Below are 25851 nucleotides of genomic sequence, written 5' to 3' on the forward strand. Positions count from 1 at the left end.
TATTTGGTAGATGCTTTTTTTATCGATTTTTATATCGTCTAGCAGAAATGTTATGGAAGCCAAACAGCTGCCAAAAGATAGGCGGGTGTGCCTTTGCAAAGCTTATTGTATTTGTAATCGCTCGTGGTTTTCAAAGCAGCTTTGAGCTAAACTGACGGAATTCTAAATCCAATATTTACTTCTTTTATGGTCAAACGTCAGTCGTGTTTTGATTCGCCATAATAAATAACAATAGATGACTATTATGAGTAATTCAGCGAGTAGCTTTGTCAGCTTTGACATTCCCAACTGGTTTGACAGCAAACATTTAACAGGTATGCTGCGTGGTATCGAAAAAGAAGGCCTGCGCGTTAAGCCTGATGGTTTTTTGTCTCAAACGCCGCATCCTACCAAACTTGGGTCAAAACTTACCCATCCTTTTATCACCACAGATTATTCAGAAAGCCTACTTGAGCTCATCACTGATCCCAAAACCTCTCCAAAAGAGACACTAAACATGCTCCGTCAGCTGCATGTATTGGTCTATCAGGGCATACCTGAAGGCGAGCTCATGTGGCCACTCTCAATGCCATGTATGCTGTCATCTGACGATGAAGACATTCCTTTGGCGGATTATGGCAGCTCTAACACAGGCAAGCTTAAAACCTTGTATCGTAGTGGTCTTGGTATTCGTTATGGTCGCCGCATGCAGACGATTGCAGGTTTGCATTACAACTTGTCTTTTGGTGACGAGTTGTTTGAAGCTTGGCAAGCCCAAACCCCTGCTACGCAAAGCCAAACGCTGACAGAATTTAAAAATGAGAAATACCTAGGTCTTATCCGTAACTTTAAGCGTCTGACCAGCCTTGTTCTTTACTTATTGGGTGCCAGCCCAAGCGTCTGTCCTTGTTTTATAGCGGGCCGCGAGCATGACTTAGAGCTGCTCAATGAGTCAACTTACTACAAGCCTACGGCAACTAGCCTGCGCATGGGCAAGCTTGGCTATACCAACAGCGTGCAAGAGCATCTTGATATTCGCTATAATTATTTGCCAGAATATGTCGAAGGACTGCGCCGTGCCATTCAAACACCGCATGAAAGCTTTGAGAAGCTGGGTCTAGAAGATGCGGATGGCAACCCCATTCAGATCAATAATCATATTCTACAGATAGAAAATGAATACTATAGCCCTATTCGTCCAAAACAAGTCACCTTGACTGGCGAGACGCCAACCGAGGCGCTTGAGCGTCGCGGTATTGCCTATGTTGAGTTTCGTGCCATCGACCTCGATCCGTATAGCGATGTTGGTATTCGTCTTTCAAGCGCTTGCTTTCTAGAAGTCATGGCACTGTATTGCCTACTCAGTGACTCACCGGATCTGCTACCAGAAGAAGAAGAGACGTTGGCTATCAACCTTGAGCGCGTGGTCAATGAAGGTCGCCGCGAAGGTCTGCATATCTTAGACAATGGTGAAGAGCAGTTGCTTGAGAGCTGGATGTTGACCCATCTAGAGCGTATGCAACCACTGGCAGCTTTGTTAGATGCTCATTATGGTGGCAATGATTACCGTGCTGCTGTGGCTTTAATGCAAGGCAAAGCAGGACATCCTGAGTCAACCATCTCAGCACAAGTCAACTCTGATAGTAAGCGCTTAGGTAGCTTATGGCAGCTTGGTTTTACATTGGCTGAGCAGCATCGTGAGTCTTTATTGCAGCAAACACTTAGCCCAAATACTCAGGCAAAGTATGAAGTACTGGCAGAAAAATCCATACTACAGCAAGCTGAGATTGAAGCCGCCGAAACACAAGACTTTATGGAATTTTTGCAGCAATATCGCTAAGTCTTAATGGCTATTTACCCTTTATAGATGACTAACTTTACAAGAGTAACCACCTGATGCTACAGCTGACCACTTACCGCAATTTACAAGTATTTCTCGTGATAATGGCCGTGATAGGTATGAGTTTTGCGCTGTTCTTTTTACAGCGTCATTTAGGTCTCACACCTTGCCCGCTTTGTATTTTCCAACGTATTGGTCTGATTATAATGGGTGGATTCGCTTTAATATCGGCACTATTCAACCCAAAATCGATGGTGGTAAGATTGATACTATGGATTGGTAGCTTAGCAGGTATTGGCTGGGCAACGCTAGTTGCAGCTCGTCATGTTTGGCTCCAGCATTTACCTGCCGACCAAGTACCTTCATGCGGACCTGGTTTGGACTATTGGATGGATACCTTACCTATTTTACAGGTGTTCAAAGAAGTATTTGCAGGCTCTGGTGAATGTGCCACGGTTGACTGGACATTTATGGGATTGAGTATTCCTGAGCAATCTTTGATTTTATTTGCTGTGCTATTGATCGTACATGTGCTGATACTATGGCGTATCGTACGACCTGCTAGCCACAACCGTCTTGCCTAAAAGAGGGTTAGAATTCAACTTATTTTTCCGATATAATCCTTCATCTAAACAGGCATAAGTATATGATTATTTGTCCCTGTTTGGATGAGGCGACTGTTAAGTCTCTTTGACAACCTTTATAAGTTACCTTGGTGACTCCTTAAACGGCTACTTTTATCTCCTTAATTTTTGTTTATAACAAAAAGTCCACAGAGATATACTTAACCTTTGATATCTTGATTCATTCTATTGCATTTTTAATTGCCTGATATCATTAGATATTTATCGTTTTTTCGTAGATTGTTAGTGATAAATCCTTGATTGTAGCTTTAAAACATCAAATAATTTGCTGACACTTTTTATTCGTTATTTTTAACATACTTATATTTTTTATAATCATATCGCGTTGTTAGTAATGCTGGTGATCTATAGAAGCATTGCTTGATAAAAAACCTTGTGTGACAAGAAATACTGTTTGATAAACCGTTCTTTGGGGTGACCATGATATATTCTGCGCCTACCTGCGCGACCATGCTTACTGTAGCCAAATGCTTTGGCCGCTCTCTACTTGTGCTGCCACTTTGTGTCGCGTTGATTGGTTGCGATAGCGCCTCTTCTAATGATGACAAAAATTTAGCAAATACGCTTTCCCCTTCTGACAACGTAGCACATGACTCGGAAAATCTGACCCAAAATTTGCAAGATGATAGCCTTCAGCTGTCAAATGAGTCGATGGACCAAGCAGAGCAAGGACAGTCCTTAATCGCAGCTGCGCAATCAAGTAACGATGCCAATACCAGCCAGTCTCTTATGGGAGTAGAATCAAGTAATCGTAATAACACATTGCAGGCCACACTAATGGGAGATTACGGTGGCATGGTGCCCTGTGATGTTTGTAGTAGTATCGATGTTACCTTAAATCTGTTCGCTGACGGCTCAGTATCAAAGACCAGTATCTATAACAATCCTGACAGCCCGCGTGCACCATTACTTGAATCGGGTGTGTATCGCCAAGACAACAATACCATTACGATTGTTTATGAAGATAAGAAAATCGAAAGTTATGATATCCAAGACAATCATCTTATCTTGATGCATGCGGACAAAACCCCGAATAATGACTATATTTTGTCGCGTCAATAATCACATCATATAACGTTTTAAAAAGATACTTATTTACAGGATATAATTTTAGAGAACCATTTTTTAGATAAGCATATCTTTATATAGATGCCGTTAGAGACACAAAAATAACCTTTTCAGTTTTTAAATGCCATACGTAATATGATGAAATGAGTCGAATGTGTGGACCAAACAACGCCTACTTGTTAGGCGTTTTTTATTGGTCATCTCATGGTGTTTACTTTACAATGAATGGCTATTTAGCGCGCTGATATCTTGATCGTGACTTGCTCTTTTATAACAAGATATCATCACTACTTATAATCGTTAGGCCGAGTATATCCGATAATAAGTCCCTGTTGAAATTACGGATCACTCTATTCTTTTATTCTCTTAATTAAGCTTGTACGGAACGTCTATGCATATTCATATTCTTGGTATTTGTGGTACTTTTATGGGTTCGCTGGCGCTGCTCGCGCGTGCACTTGGGCATACAGTCACAGGATCAGATGCCAATGTTTACCCGCCCATGTCGACCCAACTTGAGAATGCAGGCGTCACGATTGAGTCAGGCTATCTGATTGAGCATTTGCAACCTGCGCCAGATTTGGTCGTCGTCGGCAATGCCATGAAGCGTGGTATGGATGTCATCGAGTATATGCTGGACACAGGGCTTCGCTATACATCAGGACCACAGTTTTTATCTGAGCAAGTCCTACAATCGCGTCATGTGATCGCCGTTGCTGGTACTCATGGCAAAACCACAACCACTACGATGTTGGCTTGGATACTGCATTATGCTGGTATTGATACGGGGTTTTTGATTGGGGGAGTTCCCTTGGTCAATACGCCTGATGTCCATCTACAGCAGGTCTTCGCACACAGCAGTTATCTGGGTGCAGAAAAAGACAGCAATGGCACGTCACAGACTGGGTATTTTGTTATTGAAGCAGATGAGTACGACTCAGCCTTTTTTGATAAGCGCTCAAAATTCGTTCATTACCGACCGCGTACGGCCATTTTAAATAACCTTGAATTTGATCATGCTGATATCTTTGCGGATCTCAATGCCATTCAAACGCAGTTCCATCACATGGTACGCATGATTCCAAGCACAGGCAAAATCATCATGCCAGCTGCGACCATCAGCTTAGAAGACACCTTAACAAAAGGCGTATGGACGCCAATTTGGCGTACCTCAGTGCTCAATGCTACGGATGAACAAGCAAAAGATATTGATCTAAAAAATAGTAGCGACTGGCAAGCTGAGCTAATCAGTAAAGACGGCGGTCAATTTAAAGTTATTTTTACGGACAATAATGAAACAGCCATTGTCGATTGGTCAATGAGCGGTATTCATAACGTGAATAATGCCTTGGTTGCGGTAGCCGCCGCCTATAACGTTGGCGTCAGCGTTGCTACCGCTTGTGCTGCATTATCTGCCTTTGCTGGTATCAAACGCCGTATGGAGCTTATCGGTGATGCGCATGATATTTTGGTGTTTGATGATTTTGCTCACCATCCAACGGCCATTGCGACCACACTAGACGGCGCCAAAAAGAAACTGGCAGGTCGACAAATTTGGGCCATTATCGAACCGCGTAGCAACACCATGAAGATGGGTATCCATCAAGACAGCTTGGCTGAATCTGCTGCCCTCGCTGACCATACCCTATGGTACGAGCCGACAGGTTTGGAATGGGGATTAAAAGAAGTGATTGAAAAAGCCAATGCTGCGCACAATAACATCGGCGATCAACAAGTCCTTGCTAGTATCGATGCCATTATTGAGCACATTGTCGTCCATGCACAGGCAGGTGACGCGATTGTGATTATGTCGAACGGCGGCTTTGAAGGGATACATCAGCGTCTACTGACATCATTGCGTCAGCGCTAGTAAAAAATTCAGTGTAACTAAGGGATTTCTTATTCCCTTCATGTATCTGTTTCTCCGATGCATAAATGAAGCGTCGCGTCGTAGTAGACAAGCGACGCTTTTTTATTGTCAAAATTTAGCGAATGGTTACTAGTGATTTTAAGGATTCGGTACGAACGCTATTCGCGTCTTAATTACCTTTGTAACCTTTCATTTACTTATCCTCCCTCCATCTTAGCAAATCCCTTGTTTTTCTCACATAGCTCATACACTGGTAACATTTCGCGCTTACCTTTATTTTTCTGCAGTCATTACAATGAGCTTATCAAAACTCGCAAACTATTATAAATGACAATAAATTAGGAGAATAACATGAGCTTTATTTGGATGATTATCGTAGGTTTGGTTGCAGGTCTGTTGGCACGTGCTATCAAACCAGGCAGTGACCCTATGGGCTGGATTATGACGATTGTACTGGGTATCGTAGGTGCCATGTTGGGTGGTTTCCTTGCAGGACTTATCGGTATTGACGCAGATGGTGGCTTTACTGGTCTAATTTTCTCTGTAATCGGTGCTATTATTCTCCTATTCTTGTATGAAATGATTGTCAGTAAACGCCGCATATAAATTTATATGATAAATAAGATGTGAATAAGAATCCTAAACTCACGATAAAAAAGCCTTGCAAATTGCAGGGCTTTTTGTTGAATTCGCGAAAGTCATAATATGGCGTCTATAAAAATCTAAAAGAGGATATACGCGCGCAAGTATTAATAAGCAAAGTATTGATAAGCATTACTTTTGTCCCCATTTATCTTATAATACCAACCCTATTTTATCCTTATCATTGAGGTGAGCGTTATGGCATTACTCCCTATTTTAAATTACCCAGACCCGCGCTTGCGCACCATTGCAAAGCCTGTCAAGGAAGTGACTGCTGAAATCAAAACCTTAATCGCTGATATGATTGAGACCATGTATGATGCACAAGGCATTGGTCTGGCTGCCAGTCAAGTGGATCAACATATTCAACTGATCGTCATGGATTTGTCTGAAGATAAAAACAGCCCTCGGGTTTTCATCAATCCAAAGGTGACCCCATTGGTAGAAGACAAACAAGCTTACGAAGAAGGTTGTTTGTCTGTACCTGACGTCTATGACAAGGTTGAACGTCCTAATAAAGTGCGTATCGAAGCTTTGAACGAAAATGGTGAAAAAATCGATGAAGAAGTTGATGGGTTACTCGCCGTCTGTATCCAACATGAAATGGATCATCTAAACGGTGTCATCTTCGTTGATTATTTATCGCGTTTAAAACAAACGCGTGCTCGTGATAAGGTACGTAAAGTCATCAAAATTCGCGAAAAACAAGGCGAGCAATCCGTTGATAAGCAGCCACAACCGACCAACTCTTGATGTATTTATTTTTTAGGCCAAATGTTGCATGAGTACCATTCTCGTCGCTTTATGACACATTATGATAATAATGTGACGTTACACTAGCGATGTGGCCTAGGCCTTCATTTTTTAACGTATGTTTTTTCATTAAAGGTTTCCTACCATGACCATGATCAAAATTGACCAATATTTTGACCCTGCCGGCTGGCAGAAATTCACCAAAGCAGCTGAAGGTCGCGAGACGCCTCTTTTGGTAGTGGATTTAAGCCGCATCAAAACGAAATTTCATGAAATGGTGGGATTTTTCCCGAATGCCAAAATCCATTATGCAATGAAAGCAAGCCCTGCTGTCGAAGTCATTGACTTACTCGCCAAGCTTGGTTCAAATTTTGATTGTGCGTCTATCTATGAGTTAGATCGAGTACTTGATTGCGGCGTGGACGCGTCACGTATCTCTTATGGTAATACCATTAAAAAAGCAGAACATGTCAAATATGCGTTTGAAAAAGGCATCGACTTGTATGCGACCGACTCAGAAGCGGATTTAAAAAACATCGCTAAGTACGCGCCTGGTTCAAAAATATTTGTGCGTATCTTGGTGCAAGGGTCAGAAACTGCTGAATGGCCATTGTCTCGTAAATTTGGCTGCCATCCTGATATGGCGATTGAGCTTTTGATTCAAGCTCGCGAATTGGGTTTGGTGCCTTATGGTATCTCGTTCCATGTAGGCAGTCAGCAAAAAGATGTCGCTGCGTGGGATGATGCGCTTGCCAAGGTCAAATACATGTTTGACTGGATGAAAAATGAAGAAGGCATCAAGTTGCAAATGATTAACTTGGGTGGCGGTTTTCCAGCGAATTACATCAGTGAAGTAAATCCTATTAAAGTTTATGCTGAAGAAATCAATCGTTATTTGACCGATGACTATGATGCGGAAGATATGCCTGAAATCATTCTTGAGCCAGGACGTTCATTGGTTGGTGGTTCAGGCGTACTAGTCAGTGATGTGGTATTGATTTCTCGTAAATCAAACACAGATTTGACGCGTTGGGTATATACGGATGTGGGCTTGTTCCAAGGTTTGATTGAGACGCTTGGTGAATCTATCAAATATCCTGTCTATACGCCAAAGATGGAAACCTCGACCAGTGAAGGTACGGTCGTATTGGCAGGCCCGACTTGTGATTCGACCGATATTATGTATGAAGAGGCAGGCTACCAATTACCAGAAGAGCTTGAAATTGGTGATAAAATCTTTTGGTTGACCACAGGTGCGTATACCAATTCGTACTCATCGGTTGAGTTTAATGGGTTTCCGCCATTAGAAGTGGTCTATGTTGACTAGTAATCGCTAAGAAATCATTGAGTAAAAAGCGCGGCACTGTAAATCACAGTGCCGCGCTTTTTTGTGGGTTGTTATTGCCATTCTCAACTACTGCACCAATAGCGAAATCGGTACGCTATTATAACTATTGGTCGCTCCGTAGCCTCTACCCCCTACTTGTTGATTTTGACTATTTTGAACGATTTGACCTATCGTTACCCATTGTCCACGTGGCACGATGATAGTGCTGTTGAGGCTTTGACCCTGAATGCTGTTACTGCTCATGCCGTATCGATTGTAAGATGAGTTAGATCGCGCCAGTCGCTCTTCAACTTGTGATAGCTTTATTTCGACTTGACCACTCGGTAGTAGCCGCGGTGTCACGCTAATGCCTTGGATCGTTGGTAGCAAGACTTGCTGCTGAATAACGATTTGCCCTAGCGAACGAGAATACACTGGCGCCGTTGGATAGTAGCTTTGAGCCAATGACCACAACGTGCTTGTCCCAATACTTGCCGCACTGCCAGATAAGGTTTGAACTTGATACAAACTACTGCCTTGCCGCTGGTTATTACGCTGATTGATAATTCCTGTGCCTTGGATACCTCGGCTCGTAATCACGACCTGACCTTGCTGATTATCGTATTGAGTACGGCTGTCATTGCCGACACGTACAGAAACCGTCAAGGCTTGCGGCTGACTGTCGATTTGTGCCAATAACTGCTGTACCGCTTGATAATTGGCGGGCGTCGTTTGTAGTACCAGCTTGCCTTGGTAAGTGGCCACCGTACCACCGTCACGACTATTGCTTAACTGCTGACGCACTGCTGGCAGTAAAGCATCACCGCCATAAGTTGGGATAACGTAGGTTTGATAGCGGCTTTGATTGGTCGCCGTATGCCCTACGATAGGCATCACCGCTACACTAAGAACAAACGCAGTTTGGCAAACATAACCAGCATTTTTCATAGCAACAAACGTATAGCTAAGCCTCGCCAATAAATTGACTCTCGACTTATCCATGTTTCACTCCTAGCGATGATTAAACCCTGATGATTAAGTAGTAACTACTCGTTTAACCCCAGCACATCTTGCATGTTGTATTGCCCAACTTTTTGCTGAATTACCCAAGTCGCCGCGCGTACTGCACCAGCCGCAAACGTCATGCGCGCCCGTGCTCTATGCGTAATTTCAACCACTTCGCCATCAGCGATGAACATCACCGTATGGTCACCGATGATTTCGCCACCGCGAATGGCATGAATACCAATCGTACCGGCTTCGCGCTCGCCCGTTTGGCCTTCACGTCCATAGACAGCAACGTCTTTGAGGTTCTGTCCACGAGCATCTGCGACGGCTTCTGCCATCATATAAGCTGTGCCAGATGGCGCATCGATTTTGTGCTTGTGATGGGCTTCGATCACTTCTACATCGGCCTCTGTTCCAAACGCTTTGGCAGCCATTTCTAATAGTTTTAAGGACAGATTGACGCCTGTGGAATAGTTGCCTGCGTAGACGATAGCGATCTTTTCACTGGCCTTTTCCAATACTTGCTCTTGCTGCTCGTTAAATCCTGTCGTACCAATAACCATAGCCACGTTGTGCTCAGCACAAACTTGCATATTTTTTTCAGTGGCATCAGGCAGGCTAAAATCAATCAGCACATCGATATCGTCAACCACGGCTTGCAAGTCATCGACAATCTGCACATTCAAGTGTCCAATAGCGGCGACTTCACCTGCATCTGCCCCAACAAGGCTTGAGCCTTGACGCTCAATCGCCGCATTGAGGGTGGTTTGTGGATTGTCATTGACCGCTTCAATGAGCATGCGACCCATACGTCCGCCTGCACCGATGACACCAACCTTGATGGCTTGTTCTTTTGTTTGTTGACTCATATCTCTACCTTAAATACTTTATATTTGGCGGGGTTATTTTTGGATATCATTTATCGTCAGTTTAACAAATATCGCTACCTGAGTGGTTTTTTATCGGTACAAGAAAAAGCCCAAAGGTTTCATGTGAAACCTTTGGGCTTACTTTCAGTATAGCTACCTAAAGACAGCCTGTCTTAATTAAATAATCAGTCAAACAAGTCGCCGATTTTTTTGAAGAATGATTTTTTATGAGGCGATTGCTGATGCTTACTATCGCCATCCAAAGTATCTTGGAACTGACGTAGCAGGTCTTTTTGTTCACGGGTTAGGTTGACTGGAGTCTCAATAACGACGCGGCAGATCAAATCGCCTTTCATGGTGGTACGCACTGGCGTCACGCCTTTACCGCGTACTCGTAGCAACTTGCCACTTTGCGTGCCTTCTGCAACTTTGATTTTTACTTTGCCATCTAAAGTTGGGATCTCAACTTCTTTACCTAGTGCGGCATCAGTGATGCTCACGGGCACATCCATATAAAGGTCCGCCCCTTGACGCGTAAAGACGTTGTGCGCTTTGACGCGTACTTCGACATACAAGTCACCATTTTGCACGCCTGCGCCGCCCGCTTCCCCTTCACCTGCTAGGCGAACGCGATCGCCATCATCGACACCTGCTGGGATAGAGACTTCGAGGGTACGCGACTTATCTTTGACGCCATTACCATGACAGTCAGGGCAAGGGTTTTTGATTTGCTTACCAGTGCCGCCACATTGCGGGCAAGCTTGCTGAACCGCAAAGAAACCTTGCTGCATACGTACTTGACCTTGGCCATGACACATCTGACAGGTCACGACATCAGAGGCATCTTTTGCGCCTTTGCCGTCACAGGTATCACATGGTGCAGGGGCGGTAAAGCTGATTTCTTTTTTGCAGCCGCGTACCGCTTCTTCTAATGTCAACTCGATCACATAACGCAAGTCTGAGCCACGGCGCGAACGTCCACCGCCACCGCGCGACTGACCGAAAATATCGCCAAAGTTACCGAAGATATCGCCAAAGATATCTTGGAAGTTGCCGCCGCCTGCACCGCCAAAGCCGCCACCGCCCATGCCATTTTCGAATGCAGAGTGACCCATACGGTCATACGCTGAACGCTTTTCTTCATCGCTCAGTACTTCATAAGCCATAGACGCTTCTTTAAATTTATCTTCAGAATCAGGATCATCAGAGTTGCGGTCTGGATGGTATTTCATCGCCAGCTTGCGGTAGGCTCGCTTAATCTCTTTACTGTCAGCCGTCTTACTGACACCTAATACTTCATAAAAATCGCGCTTACTCATGGGCTCTCCTATCGTCTTTACAGTCCACCGGCCAGTCGATTCATAGATTTTACGCTTCACTACTTTATCTATGACCCTTCATCGTCTACAAAGGTTTCACATGAAACATAGGGGATAAAAAAGTCAAAAATAAGAAGAATATGAATCTTACAAGCAAATACGGCAGGATGCTGCTTAGCCAAATCAGTTATTAAAAGTTTGCGCTATTTATGGAGATGGTATGGCCATTTATCAAGCGCTTAGATAGGGAAAGTGCGCGCTAAAATCATTTGTACCAGTTAAAAAGGTTCTATTAAGGAACGGATAAAGGTTTTCATACCTTAATTTGTATAGGCCATGCTAGTATTTAGCACTATTCAAACGGTTTGATTGAATCTCTTGTTTATATTTGACTCTGTTAATTTTGCGATAAGGTATCCATTTTTATGAAGAAGCTGATTGTGTTATTAATCGTGATTGCGATAGCTGTATATGCAGGCTCGCCTTATTACAGTGCTTATCAGCTCAAAAATGCTTATGAAGATAAAGATGGCGCTACCATTGCCGCCGCCATCGATTACGACCAAGTAAAGCCTAGTATTCAAAATCAGCTGACCACGCAATTTACTACGACCATGGGCAAATATCCTTTGGTCGCAGAGCTGGGCGGTGAACCCTTAACGCAAGCGGCAAATCGTTTCATTACTGAAGCCGTGGATGGTGCCATTACGCCACAAAACGTTGAAAAGATCATTGATACTCAAGGTCAAGCCAATACCGCCACTAAAGAGCTGGCTGCTGCTTGGGCCATCGCGAGCAACCAAGTGGATTTAAAGAACCTGATTCAAAATTTGATCCTCCAGCGCGGTGATGTGAATGCCGTGGTGCAAAGCCAGATGCAGCAAATCATGAAAAAACAAGCAGCAGAGCTTGAGCAGCAGGCTGCCCAAGGCACAGACAGCGATAAACCATCCCTGAGCTATTGCGGTATCAATTGTTTCAATATCAGTGGTCAAGTTAAAGGTTATCCGCTTACTATAGAAATGCAGCGCCAAGGGCTTATTGAATGGAAGATCGTCGATATTGTCTTGCCATAGACAAGTTGAGACCGCTTTTAATATTCAACATATTGATAAGTTAAACGATAAAACCGCTTTATGACTTAATTCATAAAGCGGTTTTTTTTGCGTCAATTGAAGTAATTAGTGGTGAAAAACTTAAGTGGCACTAATATGGTTATTCTATGCCTAAAAACTCTAAAAACTCAGGACTCTCAAAACTTGCTTGATATAGCACGCCATCTTCACGATAAATAGCAGGTGTCGCCATTACAGCTAAGCCTGCCGCTTTGTCACGATTTGGCGTCACGTGATCGACCTCACAACTGGCAGAGGCGGGCGTCATCTCACCTTGCAACATGGCTTTATCAAATGCTTGCCGACGACTGTTTGCATCAGTTTGGCACCAGATGCCGCGCATTTGCGCAGGCGACTGCTCATAGATCGGATAGCCGATAATATTTACCGTGACCCCTTTTGCATTAAGCATGGGTATTTGCTGATGCAATCGGCGGCAATACGGGCAGTTGACGTCGTCAGCCACATATATCACGGCTTTCTCGGTACTGGTAGCTGGGTAGCGAATCAGCTGTTTGTCATCCAATGTCGCCAGTACCGACTGATTTTTGCGTTGTTCAAATGCTGTGTCCAGACCCACGAACTGACCATTCTCGATGACAGATATCTCGCCATCGGTGATATATTGCGCATCATCTGAGAGTAAAAAAGGCACGCCTTCTAAAGTTGCACCCCAAATCACGCCCGGTACAGCGGTGTAAAAAAACGGCGTTTTGGTGCTCATGTTTTTGAGCGCACGCGTATTGGCAAGCATCGCTGATTTGACGGTTGCACTGACTGGCTGCCCTATTTGCTCACTATGACTGCGCGGCAACGTTTTGGTCACTACCCGCTTGCTTGGGTTCTTTTGTAGCTCGCCTTGAATGACGTATTTGCCGTCTTTGGTGATATGTAGTGGCGCTTGTCCTGCAAGAGTCACCTGATACATATTGGGCAAGTTTGAGGGCGCAATAGAGGTGATCTGCGCCTTGATGCCTGCTTGCGTGAGCACTTGGCGCAAATGGCTGTCGATGGATTGATTCATCGTGCCAGCTGCTTGGCTACTTGCGACATTTTGGCTGGTGTTTTTATTCATGACATCTTTGGCGCTAGGCTGAGCGCAAGCAGTGGTTGCCAAAGACATGACGCCAATCAAACTGGCAAATGTTACGAAAGAGAGTTTCACGAAGACCGTCCTATCTGTTTTTAACAATGAGTATGCTTTACTGATAATGACCCAACTGCTTAGAAAATAAAAAGCAGATAAGCCTTATATTATGCAAAAACATATATTGAAAAGAAAAATAGACTGTAGCACGAGGAGGATTTTTGCAAAGGCTTAAAAACGCATTATTGCAAAATTGCTACCCAGCTTTAAGAGGCAGGCAATATAGTCAGGATAGAGACATAGTTAACAAAAAAAGCAGCACACGATACAGTCAATTTCATTTAAAAAGAGTACCCTGCTTCTAGGATAAATTTCGCTTGCTGTATGCTTCGCAAAATTTATCCTAACAGAATGTTATTTTGAACGTATTTCTTTTATATTGAACTGACGATACGTATGCTGCTAATTATTTTGAGGCAATGTCTAAAGCCACTAAGGTTTAAAAGCCACTTTTGACACTACAAACTCAAAGATAGGACACACTTAGAATAAGACGAATTTAGAATTTGGCCACTTCTTCTGCGGTTAAGAGACGACTGTCACCTTTGTCTAGACCGTCTAAGTTGATATGGCCAATGCTGGCGCGATGCAGCTCGACGACCTTGTTGCCAAAGTAACCCATCATACGTTTGACTTGATGATATTTGCCTTGCTCTAGCGTCAGGCGCGCATGTGTCTCATCAATGAATTCAAGAATCGCAGGCTTAGTGGGTTCATGATCGCCTTCTAACAAAATCCCTTCGGCAACCTTTTTGACCGCTTTTTCTTGGGCATCACTGTCCATCGCATCTGCTAAAGTTAGCTCGTAGACTTTGGCATGCTCATGCTTCGGACTGGTTACACGGTGTAGCCAACCACCATCATCACTGATAAGCAGCGCACCCGTGGTATCGACATCGAGTCGACCAGCGATACGTAAGCTGCCCAGCTCTGGTACAGCAATCAGTTCGGTGACGATTGGGTATTCTTTGGCTTTTAGGGTACATTCAAACCCTTCAGGCTTATGCAATAAGATATAACGGTTGCCAGTCGCCACCGATAACGGCTCGCCTGCCCACATCACATCATCATTAGCGATATCGACATGCAATCCTGGATCTTTGACGATTTGATCGTTCACAGTGATTTCGCCTGCGTGCATAATCTTTTTTGATTCTTTGCGCGACAGCTCAGTGGCTTTACTAATAAATTTATCTAGACGCATACGCTTAACTACCATCCGTTTTGGGATACCCATTCTGCCTAAAAGCCAACCTCACAAGCCTTCACATCACTCTTGTTCGCTATCTTAACGGGTCAGAAGTGGTACTATAATAAAAAATAAAATGAACACTGCGCCAAATACGGCGGGCAGTGAAAGTTAGACCAGTTTACCATATCCAACCTAGACCTGATGAAATATGAGCTATCAAACGCTAAAACATGCTGTCACCACACGCTTAGAAATCAAAAAATCTGAGTTTATTGCTTACGCCTATCCAGTCACTTCACGAGAAGACGCTATGTTTCACGTGGAACAACTGCGCGTACAATACGCCGATGCGCGCCATCACTGCTGGGCTTATATCATTGGTGACCCCAATAATACCACCAGCGCAGGTTTCGATGATGATGGCGAGCCAAACGGCACCGCAGGCAAACCGATATTGAATGTCTTGCAGCATAAGTCGATTGGCAACGTGATTATCATTGTGGTGCGCTATTTTGGCGGGATTAAACTGGGTGCCGGTGGTTTGACGCGCGCGTATGCCGGATCAGCACAAGCAGCTGTGGATATGATGACCCTGCTTGCGCATGTGCCAATGATTCAAGTACAGATACTGGCAGAGTTTGCGACCGAAGCGCAGTGCCGTTATGTGGTGGATAGCTTGAATGGTCGTATTGATGAGGTGACGTATAGCAAGCAAGTGCTATTGACCGCGACGCTGGCTGAGGCGAATATAGACTCGCTAAAAGAGCGCCTTGCCATGGATGGGCGAGTGTTAGATCCGTCGTAAACTTTTTAACCAGTGAGCTGTTGATTGGCTATGGTTTGAATAATTGGCTTTAACTGATTAACCTTGAATGACTGATGTTAAGTAATAAATGACCAGTCTTGATTAACTGCTTTTGAGTAACCAGTCTTTAGTAACCAATCGTTCACTGAAAAGCGTTGGTTTTGATACTGGCGGGCGCTATGATAACGCATTACTTTTTAACCCAATAAAATAAGAAACTCTCTATGTCACAGTCAACACCAACCACGCCTTTTTCGCCAGCACCTTTTAAACCGCCGTTTTGGCTCACCAATCCACATTTGCAAAGCATTTTGCCCAAGTTTTTTGCGCCCAAAACACCAACTTATCGCCGTGTGGTCGAAAAGGATTCTTTGGATGAAAGCGATATTGCCTACGATTTTTATGATGCGCATCCTGTAGAGGCAGCGACAGATGGTGAACTTGAACAAACGCCATTGATCGTTTTGTTTCATGGGATGGAAGGCAGCAGCGACAGTCATTATGCACGGGCATTGGCGTATCAAATGCACGCTCAGGGCTGGCATTTTGTCGTGGCACACTTTCGTAGCTGTGGCGGTATTCCTGCTAGTGGTACGGTCTTTTACAACGCGGGTGACACGGACGAGGTACATCATGCGCTACAAAACTTACGTCAGCAGTATGCCAATATCTATGCCGTTGGCGTCTCGCTAGGGGGCAATGCGCTGGCCAAATACATGGGCGAATACGCGGATAAGGCGCTGTGTCGTGGTGCGGTGGTGATCTCTGCGCCAGTCGATATGTCCTCAGCGGCGCTTAGTATGCACAGCTTTCTGAGTCATCGCATTTATACGCCCTATTTGCTCAACCCAATCATCAAAAAAGCTTTAGCCAATGACATCACTCAAGAAGAGATTGACTCGATCAAATCGGTCAACCGTATCAGCGACTTTGATGATATCTTTACCGCGCCGCGTCACGGCTACCGATCTAACAATCACTACTATCAAGCCTCATCAGCCCTTCCCTATTTGATAAAAGTGACCAAGCCTTTATTACTCATTAGCGCCAAGGACGATCCGTTTATCGGTTTTACCGCTACGCCAAATGATGTCTCTGACAGTGTCACTATTCTCGATACGGCTCATGGTGGACATATTGGGTATTTGCGTTATCGCTCTCACAACGAACAAGCCGAAGATAAAAATTATGATCAAGCATCGACTGTTTATAATAAAAAAGGCAAAAAATCAAAGTTTGATATCAATTGGATACCCGAAACCGTGAGTGCGTACTTTAATTGGATTGGCGTCGAATCATGTAAAAAATAGGTATAAGTAGCCCTGACCATACACTCTGATGTGAAGACTATCCACTCTATCCTTTAACCCTTTAAGGCTGCTTTATGTACCCATTTATCCGTTATGCCAGCACCATCGCCCACGCGGCTCTACAAGCAAAAAAGGGCAATACGTTAACGCTCAAAGAAACCAGCGAGATTCAGTTTCGCTGTCGTCTGACCGACATCGATAATTTCTTGGAGATGAATAATGGTCGCGTGTTCACCCTCTATGATTTGGGGCGTATGGACTTTGCAGTGCGTAGCGGACTTGGTAAGCAGCTACTAAAACAGCGCTGGGGTTTGGTCATCGCTGGCAGCACCATTCAATATCGCAAGCGTATTCGTGCGTTTGAAAAAGTCACGCTAAAAACCAAAATCGTCGGTATCGATGCACGCTGGCTCTATATCGAGCAGTCGATGTGGGTTAAGGGTAAGCCTTGCTCGTCTGGGTTGCTGCGTACGGGCGTGACCAAAGGCGGTAGAGTCATTGATACATCAAAAGTGCTGGCGGCTTTGGGTCAGTCTGATTGGGATCTACCGCCAACAGGCTACGTGGCTGAATGGATTGAGAGTGATGCCGATCGTCCGTGGCCTCCTGTCGATTAGAATAGTTTTAGGGTTAGATGAATAGGTTGGTTTTTTTAGCTTCTTTATAATAATTTTTCGTATTAACTCTTTTATTATATAAACTAAATAATCTATTAGAATTCTAAAAAATCGGTATGTATAATAGCTGTTCAAAATTTATGGTAGAGTTTCTTATTAGATTTAAGTACTTAGTATTAGATACTACTCGTAAAAATCTGAATGATCTAATAAAAAATTTATTAATACACTGAATTTTATTTCACTTAAATTATTTTTGTTTAGAGAATCTGTAAGATACAATATACCTCTACTAAAAATATGCCCTAAAAATATCAACTGCCATGACAAGAAGCATATAAAAAATATTAAGAAAATAACAAGAAATGTCAGTTCTGTTAGAATATGTTTGAAACCAAAAAAGGCAACTAATACTGTAAAAGGATCGATTTCAAATGTATTTATTATGATAATTGTACATAGGGATACAAGAGCAATAAATAAAGCTAAAATTCTAGGTTTTGACTGAGGATCATAGATATAGTTGAGCCAATCAATTCTACTTCTTTTATTATATTTCTCTTTCAACTGCCTCCATTCAGATAGTTTTTTTGCAAACTCATAAAAGTCGCTTTCCCAACCAATTTTTTCTTTAAGCCAAAAAAATCTTACTTCATCAATTGTAGTAAAGCTTCTATTATAGATTCCTGACTGTTTTTCTATTATTAGATTTTTATTTTTTTCACGACATATATTAAAAATAAATGAACTTGTTATAGCTAATATAAATGGGAAAACGTGACTAGAATATTTTGAGACAGGATTTAAGGAAAGATATACTGCTATCATCGATATAAGAGGAACAACTATTACTATCAATAACAAATAATGAATAGTTAGATTTTTAAGAGAATACAGTTCAGAGTAGAATTCATTTGAAAGATTCTTTATCTGATTATTACTAATAACTATTTTTCTATATTTATCTTTTTCAATAGGACGGTTAGCTATCTTGAGAGATTGATAGTGAATATTATAATTCTCAACTATCGAATACTTATTTTTTTTCTTTCGTATTTTTCTAGCTATGTTTTTGAACATATTAGTAATGAGAATATTAATAAGTTTGTACCAACATTGGTTTGATTAAAATGTATTATAGCTTTTTTAGTTTATATAATGCTATTACTTAACTACAAATCCATAGTCAACCACCTTAACTACAACTTCGTAGTCAAAACTCACTACCCTATTCAGCAACTAAATAAACACTATCCAACACGCGCACCGCCTTCCTCTGCTACAGTAAGTCATGCAAATATCCTAATAATACGGAGCCAGTCATGAGCTTACTCAATACGCTTAACCTAACCTACCCAATCATCCAAGCGCCAATGGCAGGCGGTGCGACCACGTCTGAGTTGATCGCCTGCGTCAGTAACTTTGGAGGTCTAGGTTCATTGGGGGCTGGCATGACTGCACCAGACGTTTTGGATAGTCAAATCAATACGATTAAAACCCTGACCGAACGACCCTTTATGGTCAATCTAATGGTGTTATCTGAGTACGAGTCGAGCATCTTCGATACCGATATGCCTACTTGGCTGAGTAATTACTATCAAGAGCATAATATCGAATTTACGTTACCCGAGCGTCCTGCACACAGCTTTGCTGAACAGTTGCAAGCGCTCTATGACAACCCTGTACCTGTCGCCAGCTTTACCTTTGATATTATCAGTGCCGAGCAAGTTCAGCGTCTACAAAGTGTGGGCACGCGTGTTATCGGTACGGCCAATCATCCACTTGAAGCTAAAGCATGGAGCGATATTGGTGCAGATGCGGTCTGTGTACAAGGAAACGAGGCAGGCGGGCATCACGGTGGTTGGTTGGCTCAAAGCGAAACCGATCCATTGGGATTATTGACACTGATTAGCCAAACACGCGCCCTCACCGACATTCCATTGATTGCCGCAGGTGGCATTATGACGGCGCAAGATATAAAGGCAGTGCAGGTAGCAGGAGCTGAGCTTGCACAAATGGGCACGGCGTTTTTGACCACAGATCAGTGCGGTATCAATGATACGTATAAGCAAGCGCTACTTGATGCCAGTCAAGGAGTACGCAGTAGCGAGACACGCTTAACGCGACTGTTTTCAGGCAAGCTTGCGCGTGGTTTATTAAACGATTATCTGCGGGACTTTGCTCAATTTGAAAGCAAGCATAACTTACCGCCCTACCCGCAACTCAATGCCATGACTAAATTTATGCGGGCGGATGCGACCAAGCATTTGGACGCCGAGCATTTGTCGTTATGGGCAGGACAAGGCGTCACGTTGGTCAGAAACGAAAGTACAGACGCCTTGCTGACGCGATTAACAAAGAACTTGTGAGTTACTTGTCCATAAGCGTTGCACGAAAGTCTTTATAATCATGGGCCGTCTTTTTTACCGCTTCGACCATCGGTACATGCCCAACCTCAGGCATCATCATCACCTGTGCTTGCGGCATGATTTGTTTCATTATGACGGCGGTTTCAGGCTTGATGATTTTGTCCTCAGCACCCCAAACGATGAGCGTGGGTATGTCGTACTGCGCAATCACTTTGGCACGTGCTTCCACATTGTCTGCTGTGATTTGTTCAAGGATGTTGCCGTGTAGTTCGCGGTTGGCAATATTGGTCTGAGCAAAGACCGCTTGCACGGTTTTGGGAATGTAAGGCGGCTTGTACATGACCAAATCATATAAGGCAAAATAATCCTCTTTGGTTTCGATCAATAGCGGGCTGCTTGTTATACCGCCATCGCCAAATCGATCTTGAGCGAATCCTGCTGACCAAAAACCTGCGCTGTCGAGTAGCCACAAGCTTTTGACGCTATCCGGATACATGGCCGCATAAGCAACACTGATCGCACCGCCCATTGAGTTACCACCGATATGGATATTGGATGCCATGCCCTTGGCTTGCAGCAGCTCATGTAAACGCTGCGCCTGAGCATCGGCGCGATAGTCAGCTTGCGGCGGTTTACTGGATTCACCAAAGCCCAGTAAGTCTGGCAGGATCAGATGATAATCGCTCAGCTCCTTGGCGATACGGGTAAAATTGTCTTTGTTTGCCCCAAATCCATGAACGAGCAATAAAGGCTCGCCGTTAATATTGCCACCTTCTAGATAGGTCAAAGTATCGCCAGAGGCCAGCGTCAATACCTTTTTTTCAAGGTTGGCTTTATTGCGCTCAAACTGTATCAATTTTTGGGTCGCATTGACGGCAAGCGTATTAGGCGCGGTGGTACAGCCGACGACTGACAGACTAAATAGTGCGACAAGGCTTAAACGTTTTAGTGTCATCGAAACATCCTTGTTAGAAATATAGTCAATCCACTATAAAAGCGTTACAGCGTTAACCTCGCTTGAAGCATGACCTATACCTCTGCGCTCGGTTGCCTTGTACCACTCTTAAATTGCATCAACTATAGTATAAAAAGTATTTACGCTATGATTCTAACGATAAATGCTTCTTCGTATTTATAAATCTATTACTTTGTAGTCAAATCAGCGTCATACTTTTTAGGATTTTTATAACCATCAGGATTTTATCATCAGTAGAAACCGGACTGGCCTCCTAACCGTATATAAGACACAACATCAAAAGGAAAGTAACAAAGTTAGTACTAGGGCTTATGTCAGCACTTGATTTGTTTACCGTTCTAATCAAGATGGCATAGGCATTGTCATTTATAATGAGCGTTTTTATTCCATCAATCCTAAGTCTGTTATCTAACACCTTTCTTAGGACGCATTCTTATAATAAACCGAGGCCCAATTGAACGGTGCAAAAGGAAAGACATTGAGCGACACCAGTATTGCCACTGATAAACGGCGTGACCTCACTGAAGGGTCAATTGCCAAAACGATGCTCCTATTTGCTTTGCCAACACTTGGATCATCAGCGCTACAGTCGTTAAACGGCTCAATCAATGCTGTCTGGGTGGGGCGGTTTTTAGGGGAAGAGGCGCTCGCCGCGACAGCGAACGGCAACATTTTGATGTTTATACTCATCTCCTTTGTTTTTGGTTTTGGTATGGCGTCTACTATTTTGATTGGTCAAGCCATGGGTCGCCGTGACGAGACTATGGTTAAAAGAACCATGGGAACGGCACTCGGCAGCATTATTCCGATCAGTATAGTGGTGTCGGCAGTAGGGTGGCTATTTGCGCCAATGCTACTGGATTTGCTTGGCACGCCAGCCAGTGCAGTAGATCTTGCTCTGACCTATCTACGCATGATTTTCGTTGCAATGCCTGTCACACTCACGTTTACGCTGATCATGATGGCACTGCGTGGGACAGGCGATTCTACGACGCCGCTTTGGTTTATCATTATATCGGTGATTTTTGATGTAATTTTGACACCGACATTGATTTTGGGTCTAGGCCCCTTTCCCGAGTGGGGTATATTTGGCGCAGCCTTCGCAACCGCCACCGCAAACACGCTAGCACTTATTGGCATGGTGATCACCATGTACCTGCGTGGCTCTGTGCTGACACTTAAGATGCCAGAGCTGCGCTTTTTACGTGCAGACCGAGAAATCTTAAAGTCAATGTTTTCAAAAGGGTTGCCGATGGGTCTGCAAATGATCGTTATCTCTTCGGCAGCGTTGACCATGCTGTCACTGATCAACCGCGAAGGGGTACAGACGACCGCCGCTTACAGTGCCACCCAGCAGCTGTGGACATACGTGCAGATGCCAGCGATGGCGCTCAGTGCCGCCGCCAGTGCGATGGTTGCACAAAATATCGGTGCTAATAAATGGAGTAGAGTCTCAGACATCACGCGATGGGGACTCATTTTTAACGTGATATTGACCGGTGCAATTATCGCGGTGCTGACGATTTTTGATGGCACTATTTTGGGCTTTTTCCTCGGTAGTGATAGCGAGGCGTTGCCAATTGGAGAACACATTCAGTTAATGGCAACATGGGGTTTCGTCTTTTTTGGGATAGCGCAAGTGCTGTTTGGCACCATGCGGGCGAACGGCTATGTGATTTGGCCATTGATCGTTATGGCGATTTCGATGTACCCCGTGCGCCTTGGATTTGCGTTCGGGCTTTACCCACTCCTTGGGGACGACGCACTGTGGCTGTCGTTCCCAGCAGGCATGGTAGCCACCGCGCTGATGGGGGCAGGACTATATGTACATGGCGGATGGCGCAAGGGTAAAAAACTGGTCGCAGAAGAGGCTGCTCAAGGCAGTGAAGGCTATCGCGTGCATGGTGGCACCTCTGCGTCGTGCCGAGATATCGCACCAACGACTGTGTGGAAGCTGCTCCCGTTACGCCGTATCACAAGGTTACATCGACGACTTCGCAGACGACTTTATAGACACCGTATGATAAAGAATAATAAATGACAATGGCGCGATATATACATGCTTAGCTTGAAGGCTCTGGTTCATTGGTATAAGGAGTAAGCTGTATATAATCTCGACTTATTGCTGCATATACTAAAGCCCTGTATCAGACAATAAAAAATCTACCGCAGCGGTGGCATGAATGGCGGTGGTATCAAACACTGAGATTGGGCTGTCTGCTTGAGTGATGAGTAGACCAATCTCAGTACAGCCTAATATCACACCTTCTGCTCCTTGCGCCGCTAAAGCTTCAACCACTTGACGATAATATACCCGTGAGCTGGCTTTGAACTCACCGACGCACAGCTCTTCTTTTATAACACGATGTACTTCGGCACGTTCGTCCTCGGCAGGTATCAATACTTGCAGGCCTGCATCAATCAGACGCTGCTTATAAAAATCTTGGGTCATCGTAAACTGCGTGCCGAGTAGCGCTATTTTGGTGAGATTTTGTGCTTTGATGGCATCGATAGTGGCGTCTGCGATATGAATCAATGGCAGGTCTGTGGCTGATTGCACATCGTCGAATAATTTGTGCATGGTGTTAGAAGCGATCATGATTCCTTGCGCGCCAGCCGCTTGCAAGCGTTTACCACTACTCGCCATCATCGTGCCCAGTGCTTCCCAATCTCCCGTTTCTTGCAACGTATTGATAGGGCCAAAATCGACACTGTGTATGAGCAAATCTGCTGAATGCAATCCACCCAGCTTGGCTTTGACGCCTTCATTAATCAGACGATAGTAGCTCTCGGTACTCTCCCAGCTCATGCCACCGATAATGCCAAGCGCTCTTTGAGTACTGTATTGAGGCATAATTTGCTGGGAGGATGAGTGTTGCGGATTCTGGTTAGGCATTTTTCTTCCTTATTAAGAGGTGTCCTCAATTCAATCAATGGTCATCTAAACGGACTAGAGACAAACGCGTAAGCGTAAAAAGTCATTCAATCGTAGCAAAAATCGTTATATGATATAAATCATTTTTAAGACAATTTTTATAACCGCTATAGCAAAGATCACTTCGGACTTATCTATTTTTTTGTTCATCGATAGCTTATATCCTACTATTAGGAAGTACTATGAAGACTCGTCAGTCAACGCTGTATTCAAAGATTCGTTCATCCATGCTATTGCCTATTGGATTACTTGCATCCGTAGTGATTGTATTGCCTGCTTGCGGTGGTGGCGACTCAGATACAGACTCAAACGCTTCAACGCCTCCTGCTACTTCTGAACCAGCCACGCCCGCAATACCAAATATCCCGACACCGCCTGAAACAGTACCACCGACATCTAATAGCCAAGCATTTTATGATCGCAGCTCAGCCCTTGATGATGTAACGCTCGATGACAGTACGCGTAAACATATCTACGTGGCGACAACGGGTAGCGATACGGCAACAGGTAGTGCTAACTCGCCAGTACTGACATTACAAAGAGCCGCAGATCTCGCTACCGCTGGTACGACGGTTCACATTGCCGCCGGTACTTATAAAGGGCCTGTCTATATTGAAAACTCTGGCACACTGGCGCAGCCTATTATTTTTGAGCCAATGCCATCCGCAAAAGTAGTCATCACAGACACACCAAGCACTGATGATGAGCATCTGTTTCATGTCGAAAACCAAGCTTATGTGATCATTCGCGGTTTAGAATTTACTAACTTCTGGACAACCAGCGATCAGGTTACGCCCACTGCTATTTATGTGACAGGTAGTAGCCATAATATCCTCATCGAAAACAACTATATTCATAATCTAGGCACACGCGTTAAGAATGAGAACGGCAATGCGCATGGCATTGCGGTGTACGGTACTCAGCCTATTAGAGATATTCAAATAAATAACAATCGAGTCGAAAACCTCACCTTAGGTCGTAGTGAAGCGATCGTACTCAATGGGGATGTGACTAACTTTGAAGTGAACCATAACCAAGTCAATAACAACGATAATATTGGTATCGACATCATTGGTTTTGAAGGAACAGCAGAGACCGATAACGACTATGCCAGACGAGGCGATATCATCGGCAATACGGTCACGCGCAATAGCATCGTTGGCAATCCCGGTTACAAAGGTGATGATCCTTCAGCGGGTGGTATCTATGTCGATGGTGGCAAACAAGTATTTATTCAAAACAATACCGTGACTGGCAATGATATTGGTATCGAAGTCGCCAGTGAACACTTCCAAAAGATAACAGAAGAGGTCTGGGTAGAGGGCAATACTGTCACCGATAGCAGCTATGCTGGTCTCGCAGTCGGTGGCTATGATGAGCAACGTGGCGGCGTCAGACAAATCACCCTTATTAATAATACCGTCACTAACAATGATCTTGGTAAGCAACAAGGTGGGCAACTGCTACTGCAATTTAATATTCAAAAGTTAGATATTAAGGATAATACATTTACCAGTTCGCCCTCGCGCTATATGATCGTTGCCAATCAGCTTGATCGCGGCGAAGTCAGCTTTGACAATAACCGTTACCTCCCACAAAGCAGCAATTTATCCTTAATATGGGTACTAGGCAGCAAAGAGTTTACTAGTAGTACAGCTTTTGAAAACTGTGCAGTATTGCTACAATGCAAGTAGAGTATAAATACTGACTATGCCCTAGGCTCAAATGAATATTTGAGTCTGGTTGTAATTTAGCTGGTTTCTATTACTGACCTGTTATTACCGAGTTAAGCCAATCTATGACTAAAATACCTACCATCAGAATACGCACACGCCGCAAATACTATCGCTTGATTTTTACCTTTTTAATGGCGCTACTGATGTCGGCTATTATCTCAACCGCATTGCTGCTCATTAATGTTGGGTTTGTCGATCACTTCTTTGTCACGCTGTTTCATGCTTGGAAATACGCCTTTTTAGTCGCTTGGCCGAGCGCCTATATCTGCGCCTACATGATTCAAGAACATGTGCTCAGTCGTATTGAGTTTTATTAAAAAACTGTTTTTT

General features: G+C 43.9%; 23 protein-coding genes. 15 read left to right on the forward strand and 8 right to left on the reverse strand.

Annotated features, from left to right (window positions below):
- The first annotated feature begins 244 nt into the window (after positions 1–244).
- The 7 genes from gshA to FW759_RS10460 all read left to right on the forward strand — a co-directional run bounded on the left by gshA (position 245) and on the right by FW759_RS10460 (position 8123).
- On the forward strand, positions 245–1819 hold the full coding sequence (gshA, locus tag FW759_RS10430; RefSeq protein WP_443570691.1) for a glutamate--cysteine ligase: 1575 nt from the start codon (positions 245–247) through the stop codon (positions 1817–1819).
- Between the two features lie 56 nt (positions 1820–1875).
- Positions 1876–2403: a disulfide bond formation protein B gene (locus FW759_RS10435; RefSeq protein ID WP_062843492.1), complete on the forward strand. Its 528-nt coding sequence runs from the start codon at positions 1876–1878 to the stop codon at positions 2401–2403.
- Between the two features lie 480 nt (positions 2404–2883).
- The gene (locus FW759_RS10440) at positions 2884–3525 is read left to right on the forward strand and encodes a copper resistance protein NlpE N-terminal domain-containing protein (protein ID WP_446442948.1); all 642 of its coding nucleotides are present in this window, start codon (positions 2884–2886) and stop codon (positions 3523–3525) included.
- A 397-nt stretch (positions 3526–3922) separates the two neighbouring features.
- Positions 3923–5401: a UDP-N-acetylmuramate:L-alanyl-gamma-D-glutamyl-meso-diaminopimelate ligase gene (gene mpl, locus FW759_RS10445; RefSeq protein ID WP_446442949.1), complete on the forward strand. Its 1479-nt coding sequence runs from the start codon at positions 3923–3925 to the stop codon at positions 5399–5401.
- Between the two features lie 351 nt (positions 5402–5752).
- Positions 5753–6007 (forward strand): GlsB/YeaQ/YmgE family stress response membrane protein, encoded by a 255-nt coding sequence (locus FW759_RS10450; protein WP_446442950.1) that lies wholly within the window; start codon positions 5753–5755, stop codon positions 6005–6007.
- Positions 6008–6241: 234 nt separating this feature from the next.
- Entirely contained in the window at positions 6242–6796 is a 555-nt protein-coding gene (gene def / locus FW759_RS10455) for a peptide deformylase (RefSeq protein WP_446442951.1), read from the forward strand.
- Between the two features lie 151 nt (positions 6797–6947).
- The gene (locus FW759_RS10460; RefSeq protein ID WP_062845776.1) at positions 6948–8123 is read left to right on the forward strand and encodes a type III PLP-dependent enzyme; all 1176 of its coding nucleotides are present in this window, start codon (positions 6948–6950) and stop codon (positions 8121–8123) included.
- 87 nt (positions 8124–8210) lie between these two features.
- Here FW759_RS10460 and FW759_RS10465 read toward each other — a convergent pair whose 3' ends face one another.
- From FW759_RS10465 to dnaJ, 3 genes are all read right to left on the reverse strand, one after another.
- Positions 8211–9125: a hypothetical protein gene (locus FW759_RS10465; RefSeq protein WP_446442952.1), complete on the reverse strand. Its 915-nt coding sequence runs from the start codon at positions 9123–9125 to the stop codon at positions 8211–8213.
- A 44-nt stretch (positions 9126–9169) separates the two neighbouring features.
- Positions 9170–10000, reverse strand: coding sequence for a 4-hydroxy-tetrahydrodipicolinate reductase (gene dapB, locus FW759_RS10470; protein ID WP_446442953.1), 831 nt, complete (start codon positions 9998–10000; stop codon positions 9170–9172).
- Positions 10001–10185: 185 nt separating this feature from the next.
- Entirely contained in the window at positions 10186–11319 is a 1134-nt protein-coding gene (gene dnaJ, locus FW759_RS10475) for a molecular chaperone DnaJ (protein WP_062843485.1), read from the reverse strand.
- Between the two features lie 425 nt (positions 11320–11744).
- On the opposite strand from dnaJ, the gene FW759_RS10480 reads away from it, so the two are divergent.
- Positions 11745–12395, forward strand: coding sequence for a DUF2939 domain-containing protein (locus tag FW759_RS10480; RefSeq protein ID WP_446442954.1), 651 nt, complete (start codon positions 11745–11747; stop codon positions 12393–12395).
- A 139-nt stretch (positions 12396–12534) separates the two neighbouring features.
- Here the strand turns inward: FW759_RS10480 and FW759_RS10485 are convergent, their stop codons facing one another.
- Both FW759_RS10485 and FW759_RS10490 read right to left on the reverse strand, forming a co-directional pair.
- Positions 12535–13599: a disulfide isomerase DsbC N-terminal domain-containing protein gene (locus FW759_RS10485; RefSeq protein WP_446442955.1), complete on the reverse strand. Its 1065-nt coding sequence runs from the start codon at positions 13597–13599 to the stop codon at positions 12535–12537.
- A gap of 481 nt (positions 13600–14080) precedes the next feature.
- The gene (locus FW759_RS10490) at positions 14081–14785 is read right to left on the reverse strand and encodes a pseudouridine synthase (protein ID WP_446442956.1); all 705 of its coding nucleotides are present in this window, start codon (positions 14783–14785) and stop codon (positions 14081–14083) included.
- A gap of 196 nt (positions 14786–14981) precedes the next feature.
- Between FW759_RS10490 and FW759_RS10495 the strand changes: the two genes are divergently transcribed.
- The 3 genes from FW759_RS10495 to FW759_RS10505 all read left to right on the forward strand — a co-directional run bounded on the left by FW759_RS10495 (position 14982) and on the right by FW759_RS10505 (position 17505).
- Entirely contained in the window at positions 14982–15578 is a 597-nt protein-coding gene (locus FW759_RS10495; protein ID WP_446442957.1) for a YigZ family protein, read from the forward strand.
- Between the two features lie 224 nt (positions 15579–15802).
- Positions 15803–16888 carry a YheT family hydrolase gene (locus tag FW759_RS10500; protein WP_446442958.1) on the forward strand — a complete coding sequence of 362 codons (1086 nt, stop codon included), beginning with the start codon at positions 15803–15805 and terminating at the stop codon, positions 16886–16888.
- A gap of 74 nt (positions 16889–16962) precedes the next feature.
- Entirely contained in the window at positions 16963–17505 is a 543-nt protein-coding gene (locus tag FW759_RS10505) for an acyl-CoA thioesterase (protein WP_446442959.1), read from the forward strand.
- Positions 17506–17688: 183 nt separating this feature from the next.
- Here FW759_RS10505 and FW759_RS10510 read toward each other — a convergent pair whose 3' ends face one another.
- Positions 17689–18585 (reverse strand): hypothetical protein, encoded by an 897-nt coding sequence (locus tag FW759_RS10510; protein ID WP_446442960.1) that lies wholly within the window; start codon positions 18583–18585, stop codon positions 17689–17691.
- A gap of 242 nt (positions 18586–18827) precedes the next feature.
- Between FW759_RS10510 and FW759_RS10515 the strand changes: the two genes are divergently transcribed.
- Positions 18828–19874, forward strand: a complete 1047-nt coding sequence (locus tag FW759_RS10515; RefSeq protein WP_446442961.1) for an NAD(P)H-dependent flavin oxidoreductase — start codon at positions 18828–18830, stop codon at positions 19872–19874.
- 1 nt (position 19875) lies between these two features.
- On the opposite strand, the gene FW759_RS10520 is transcribed toward FW759_RS10515, so the two are convergent.
- On the reverse strand, positions 19876–20829 hold the full coding sequence (locus tag FW759_RS10520) for an alpha/beta fold hydrolase (protein WP_446442962.1): 954 nt from the start codon (positions 20827–20829) through the stop codon (positions 19876–19878).
- Between the two features lie 499 nt (positions 20830–21328).
- Here FW759_RS10520 and FW759_RS10525 point away from each other — a divergent pair, with 499 nt between their 5' ends.
- Complete coding sequence (locus FW759_RS10525; protein ID WP_446442963.1) at positions 21329–22891, forward strand: MATE family efflux transporter; 1563 nt, start codon at positions 21329–21331, stop codon at positions 22889–22891.
- A 93-nt stretch (positions 22892–22984) separates the two neighbouring features.
- On the opposite strand, the gene FW759_RS10530 is transcribed toward FW759_RS10525, so the two are convergent.
- Positions 22985–23704: an aspartate/glutamate racemase family protein gene (locus FW759_RS10530; protein ID WP_446443022.1), complete on the reverse strand. Its 720-nt coding sequence runs from the start codon at positions 23702–23704 to the stop codon at positions 22985–22987.
- Positions 23705–23967: 263 nt separating this feature from the next.
- On the opposite strand from FW759_RS10530, the gene FW759_RS10535 reads away from it, so the two are divergent.
- Both FW759_RS10535 and FW759_RS10540 read left to right on the forward strand, forming a co-directional pair.
- A complete protein-coding gene (locus FW759_RS10535; RefSeq protein WP_446442964.1) occupies positions 23968–25479 on the forward strand; it encodes a right-handed parallel beta-helix repeat-containing protein in 1512 nt (503 codons plus the stop codon).
- 104 nt (positions 25480–25583) lie between these two features.
- Positions 25584–25838, forward strand: a complete 255-nt coding sequence (locus FW759_RS10540; protein WP_446442965.1) for a DUF2798 domain-containing protein — start codon at positions 25584–25586, stop codon at positions 25836–25838.
- Positions 25839–25851: the final 13 nt, after the last annotated feature.

It is taken from the genome of Psychrobacter sp. 1176_08, from assembly GCF_052850615.1.

Bases quoted from the DNA above. Each gene is read 5' to 3' on its own strand.
- gshA (WP_443570691.1), top strand. From the start codon at position 245: ATGAGTAATTCAGCGAGTAGCTTTGTCAGCTTTGACATTCCCAACTGG.
- FW759_RS10435 (WP_062843492.1), top strand. From the start codon at position 1,876: ATGCTACAGCTGACCACTTACCGCAATTTACAAGTATTTCTCGTGATA.
- FW759_RS10440 (WP_446442948.1), top strand. From the start codon at position 2,884: ATGATATATTCTGCGCCTACCTGCGCGACCATGCTTACTGTAGCCAAA.
- mpl (WP_446442949.1), top strand. From the start codon at position 3,923: ATGCATATTCATATTCTTGGTATTTGTGGTACTTTTATGGGTTCGCTG.
- FW759_RS10450 (WP_446442950.1), top strand. From the start codon at position 5,753: ATGAGCTTTATTTGGATGATTATCGTAGGTTTGGTTGCAGGTCTGTTG.
- def (WP_446442951.1), top strand. From the start codon at position 6,242: ATGGCATTACTCCCTATTTTAAATTACCCAGACCCGCGCTTGCGCACC.
- FW759_RS10460 (WP_062845776.1), top strand. From the start codon at position 6,948: ATGATCAAAATTGACCAATATTTTGACCCTGCCGGCTGGCAGAAATTC.
- FW759_RS10465 (WP_446442952.1), bottom strand. From the start codon at position 9,125: ATGGATAAGTCGAGAGTCAATTTATTGGCGAGGCTTAGCTATACGTTT.
- dapB (WP_446442953.1), bottom strand. From the start codon at position 10,000: ATGAGTCAACAAACAAAAGAACAAGCCATCAAGGTTGGTGTCATCGGT.
- dnaJ (WP_062843485.1), bottom strand. From the start codon at position 11,319: ATGAGTAAGCGCGATTTTTATGAAGTATTAGGTGTCAGTAAGACGGCT.
- FW759_RS10480 (WP_446442954.1), top strand. From the start codon at position 11,745: ATGAAGAAGCTGATTGTGTTATTAATCGTGATTGCGATAGCTGTATAT.
- FW759_RS10490 (WP_446442956.1), bottom strand. From the start codon at position 14,785: ATGCGTCTAGATAAATTTATTAGTAAAGCCACTGAGCTGTCGCGCAAA.
- FW759_RS10495 (WP_446442957.1), top strand. From the start codon at position 14,982: ATGAGCTATCAAACGCTAAAACATGCTGTCACCACACGCTTAGAAATC.
- FW759_RS10500 (WP_446442958.1), top strand. From the start codon at position 15,803: ATGTCACAGTCAACACCAACCACGCCTTTTTCGCCAGCACCTTTTAAA.
- FW759_RS10505 (WP_446442959.1), top strand. From the start codon at position 16,963: ATGTACCCATTTATCCGTTATGCCAGCACCATCGCCCACGCGGCTCTA.
- FW759_RS10510 (WP_446442960.1), bottom strand. From the start codon at position 18,585: ATGTTCAAAAACATAGCTAGAAAAATACGAAAGAAAAAAAATAAGTAT.
- FW759_RS10515 (WP_446442961.1), top strand. From the start codon at position 18,828: ATGAGCTTACTCAATACGCTTAACCTAACCTACCCAATCATCCAAGCG.
- FW759_RS10520 (WP_446442962.1), bottom strand. From the start codon at position 20,829: ATGACACTAAAACGTTTAAGCCTTGTCGCACTATTTAGTCTGTCAGTC.
- FW759_RS10530 (WP_446443022.1), bottom strand. From the start codon at position 23,704: ATGCCTCAATACAGTACTCAAAGAGCGCTTGGCATTATCGGTGGCATG.
- FW759_RS10535 (WP_446442964.1), top strand. From the start codon at position 23,968: ATGAAGACTCGTCAGTCAACGCTGTATTCAAAGATTCGTTCATCCATG.
- FW759_RS10540 (WP_446442965.1), top strand. From the start codon at position 25,584: ATGACTAAAATACCTACCATCAGAATACGCACACGCCGCAAATACTAT.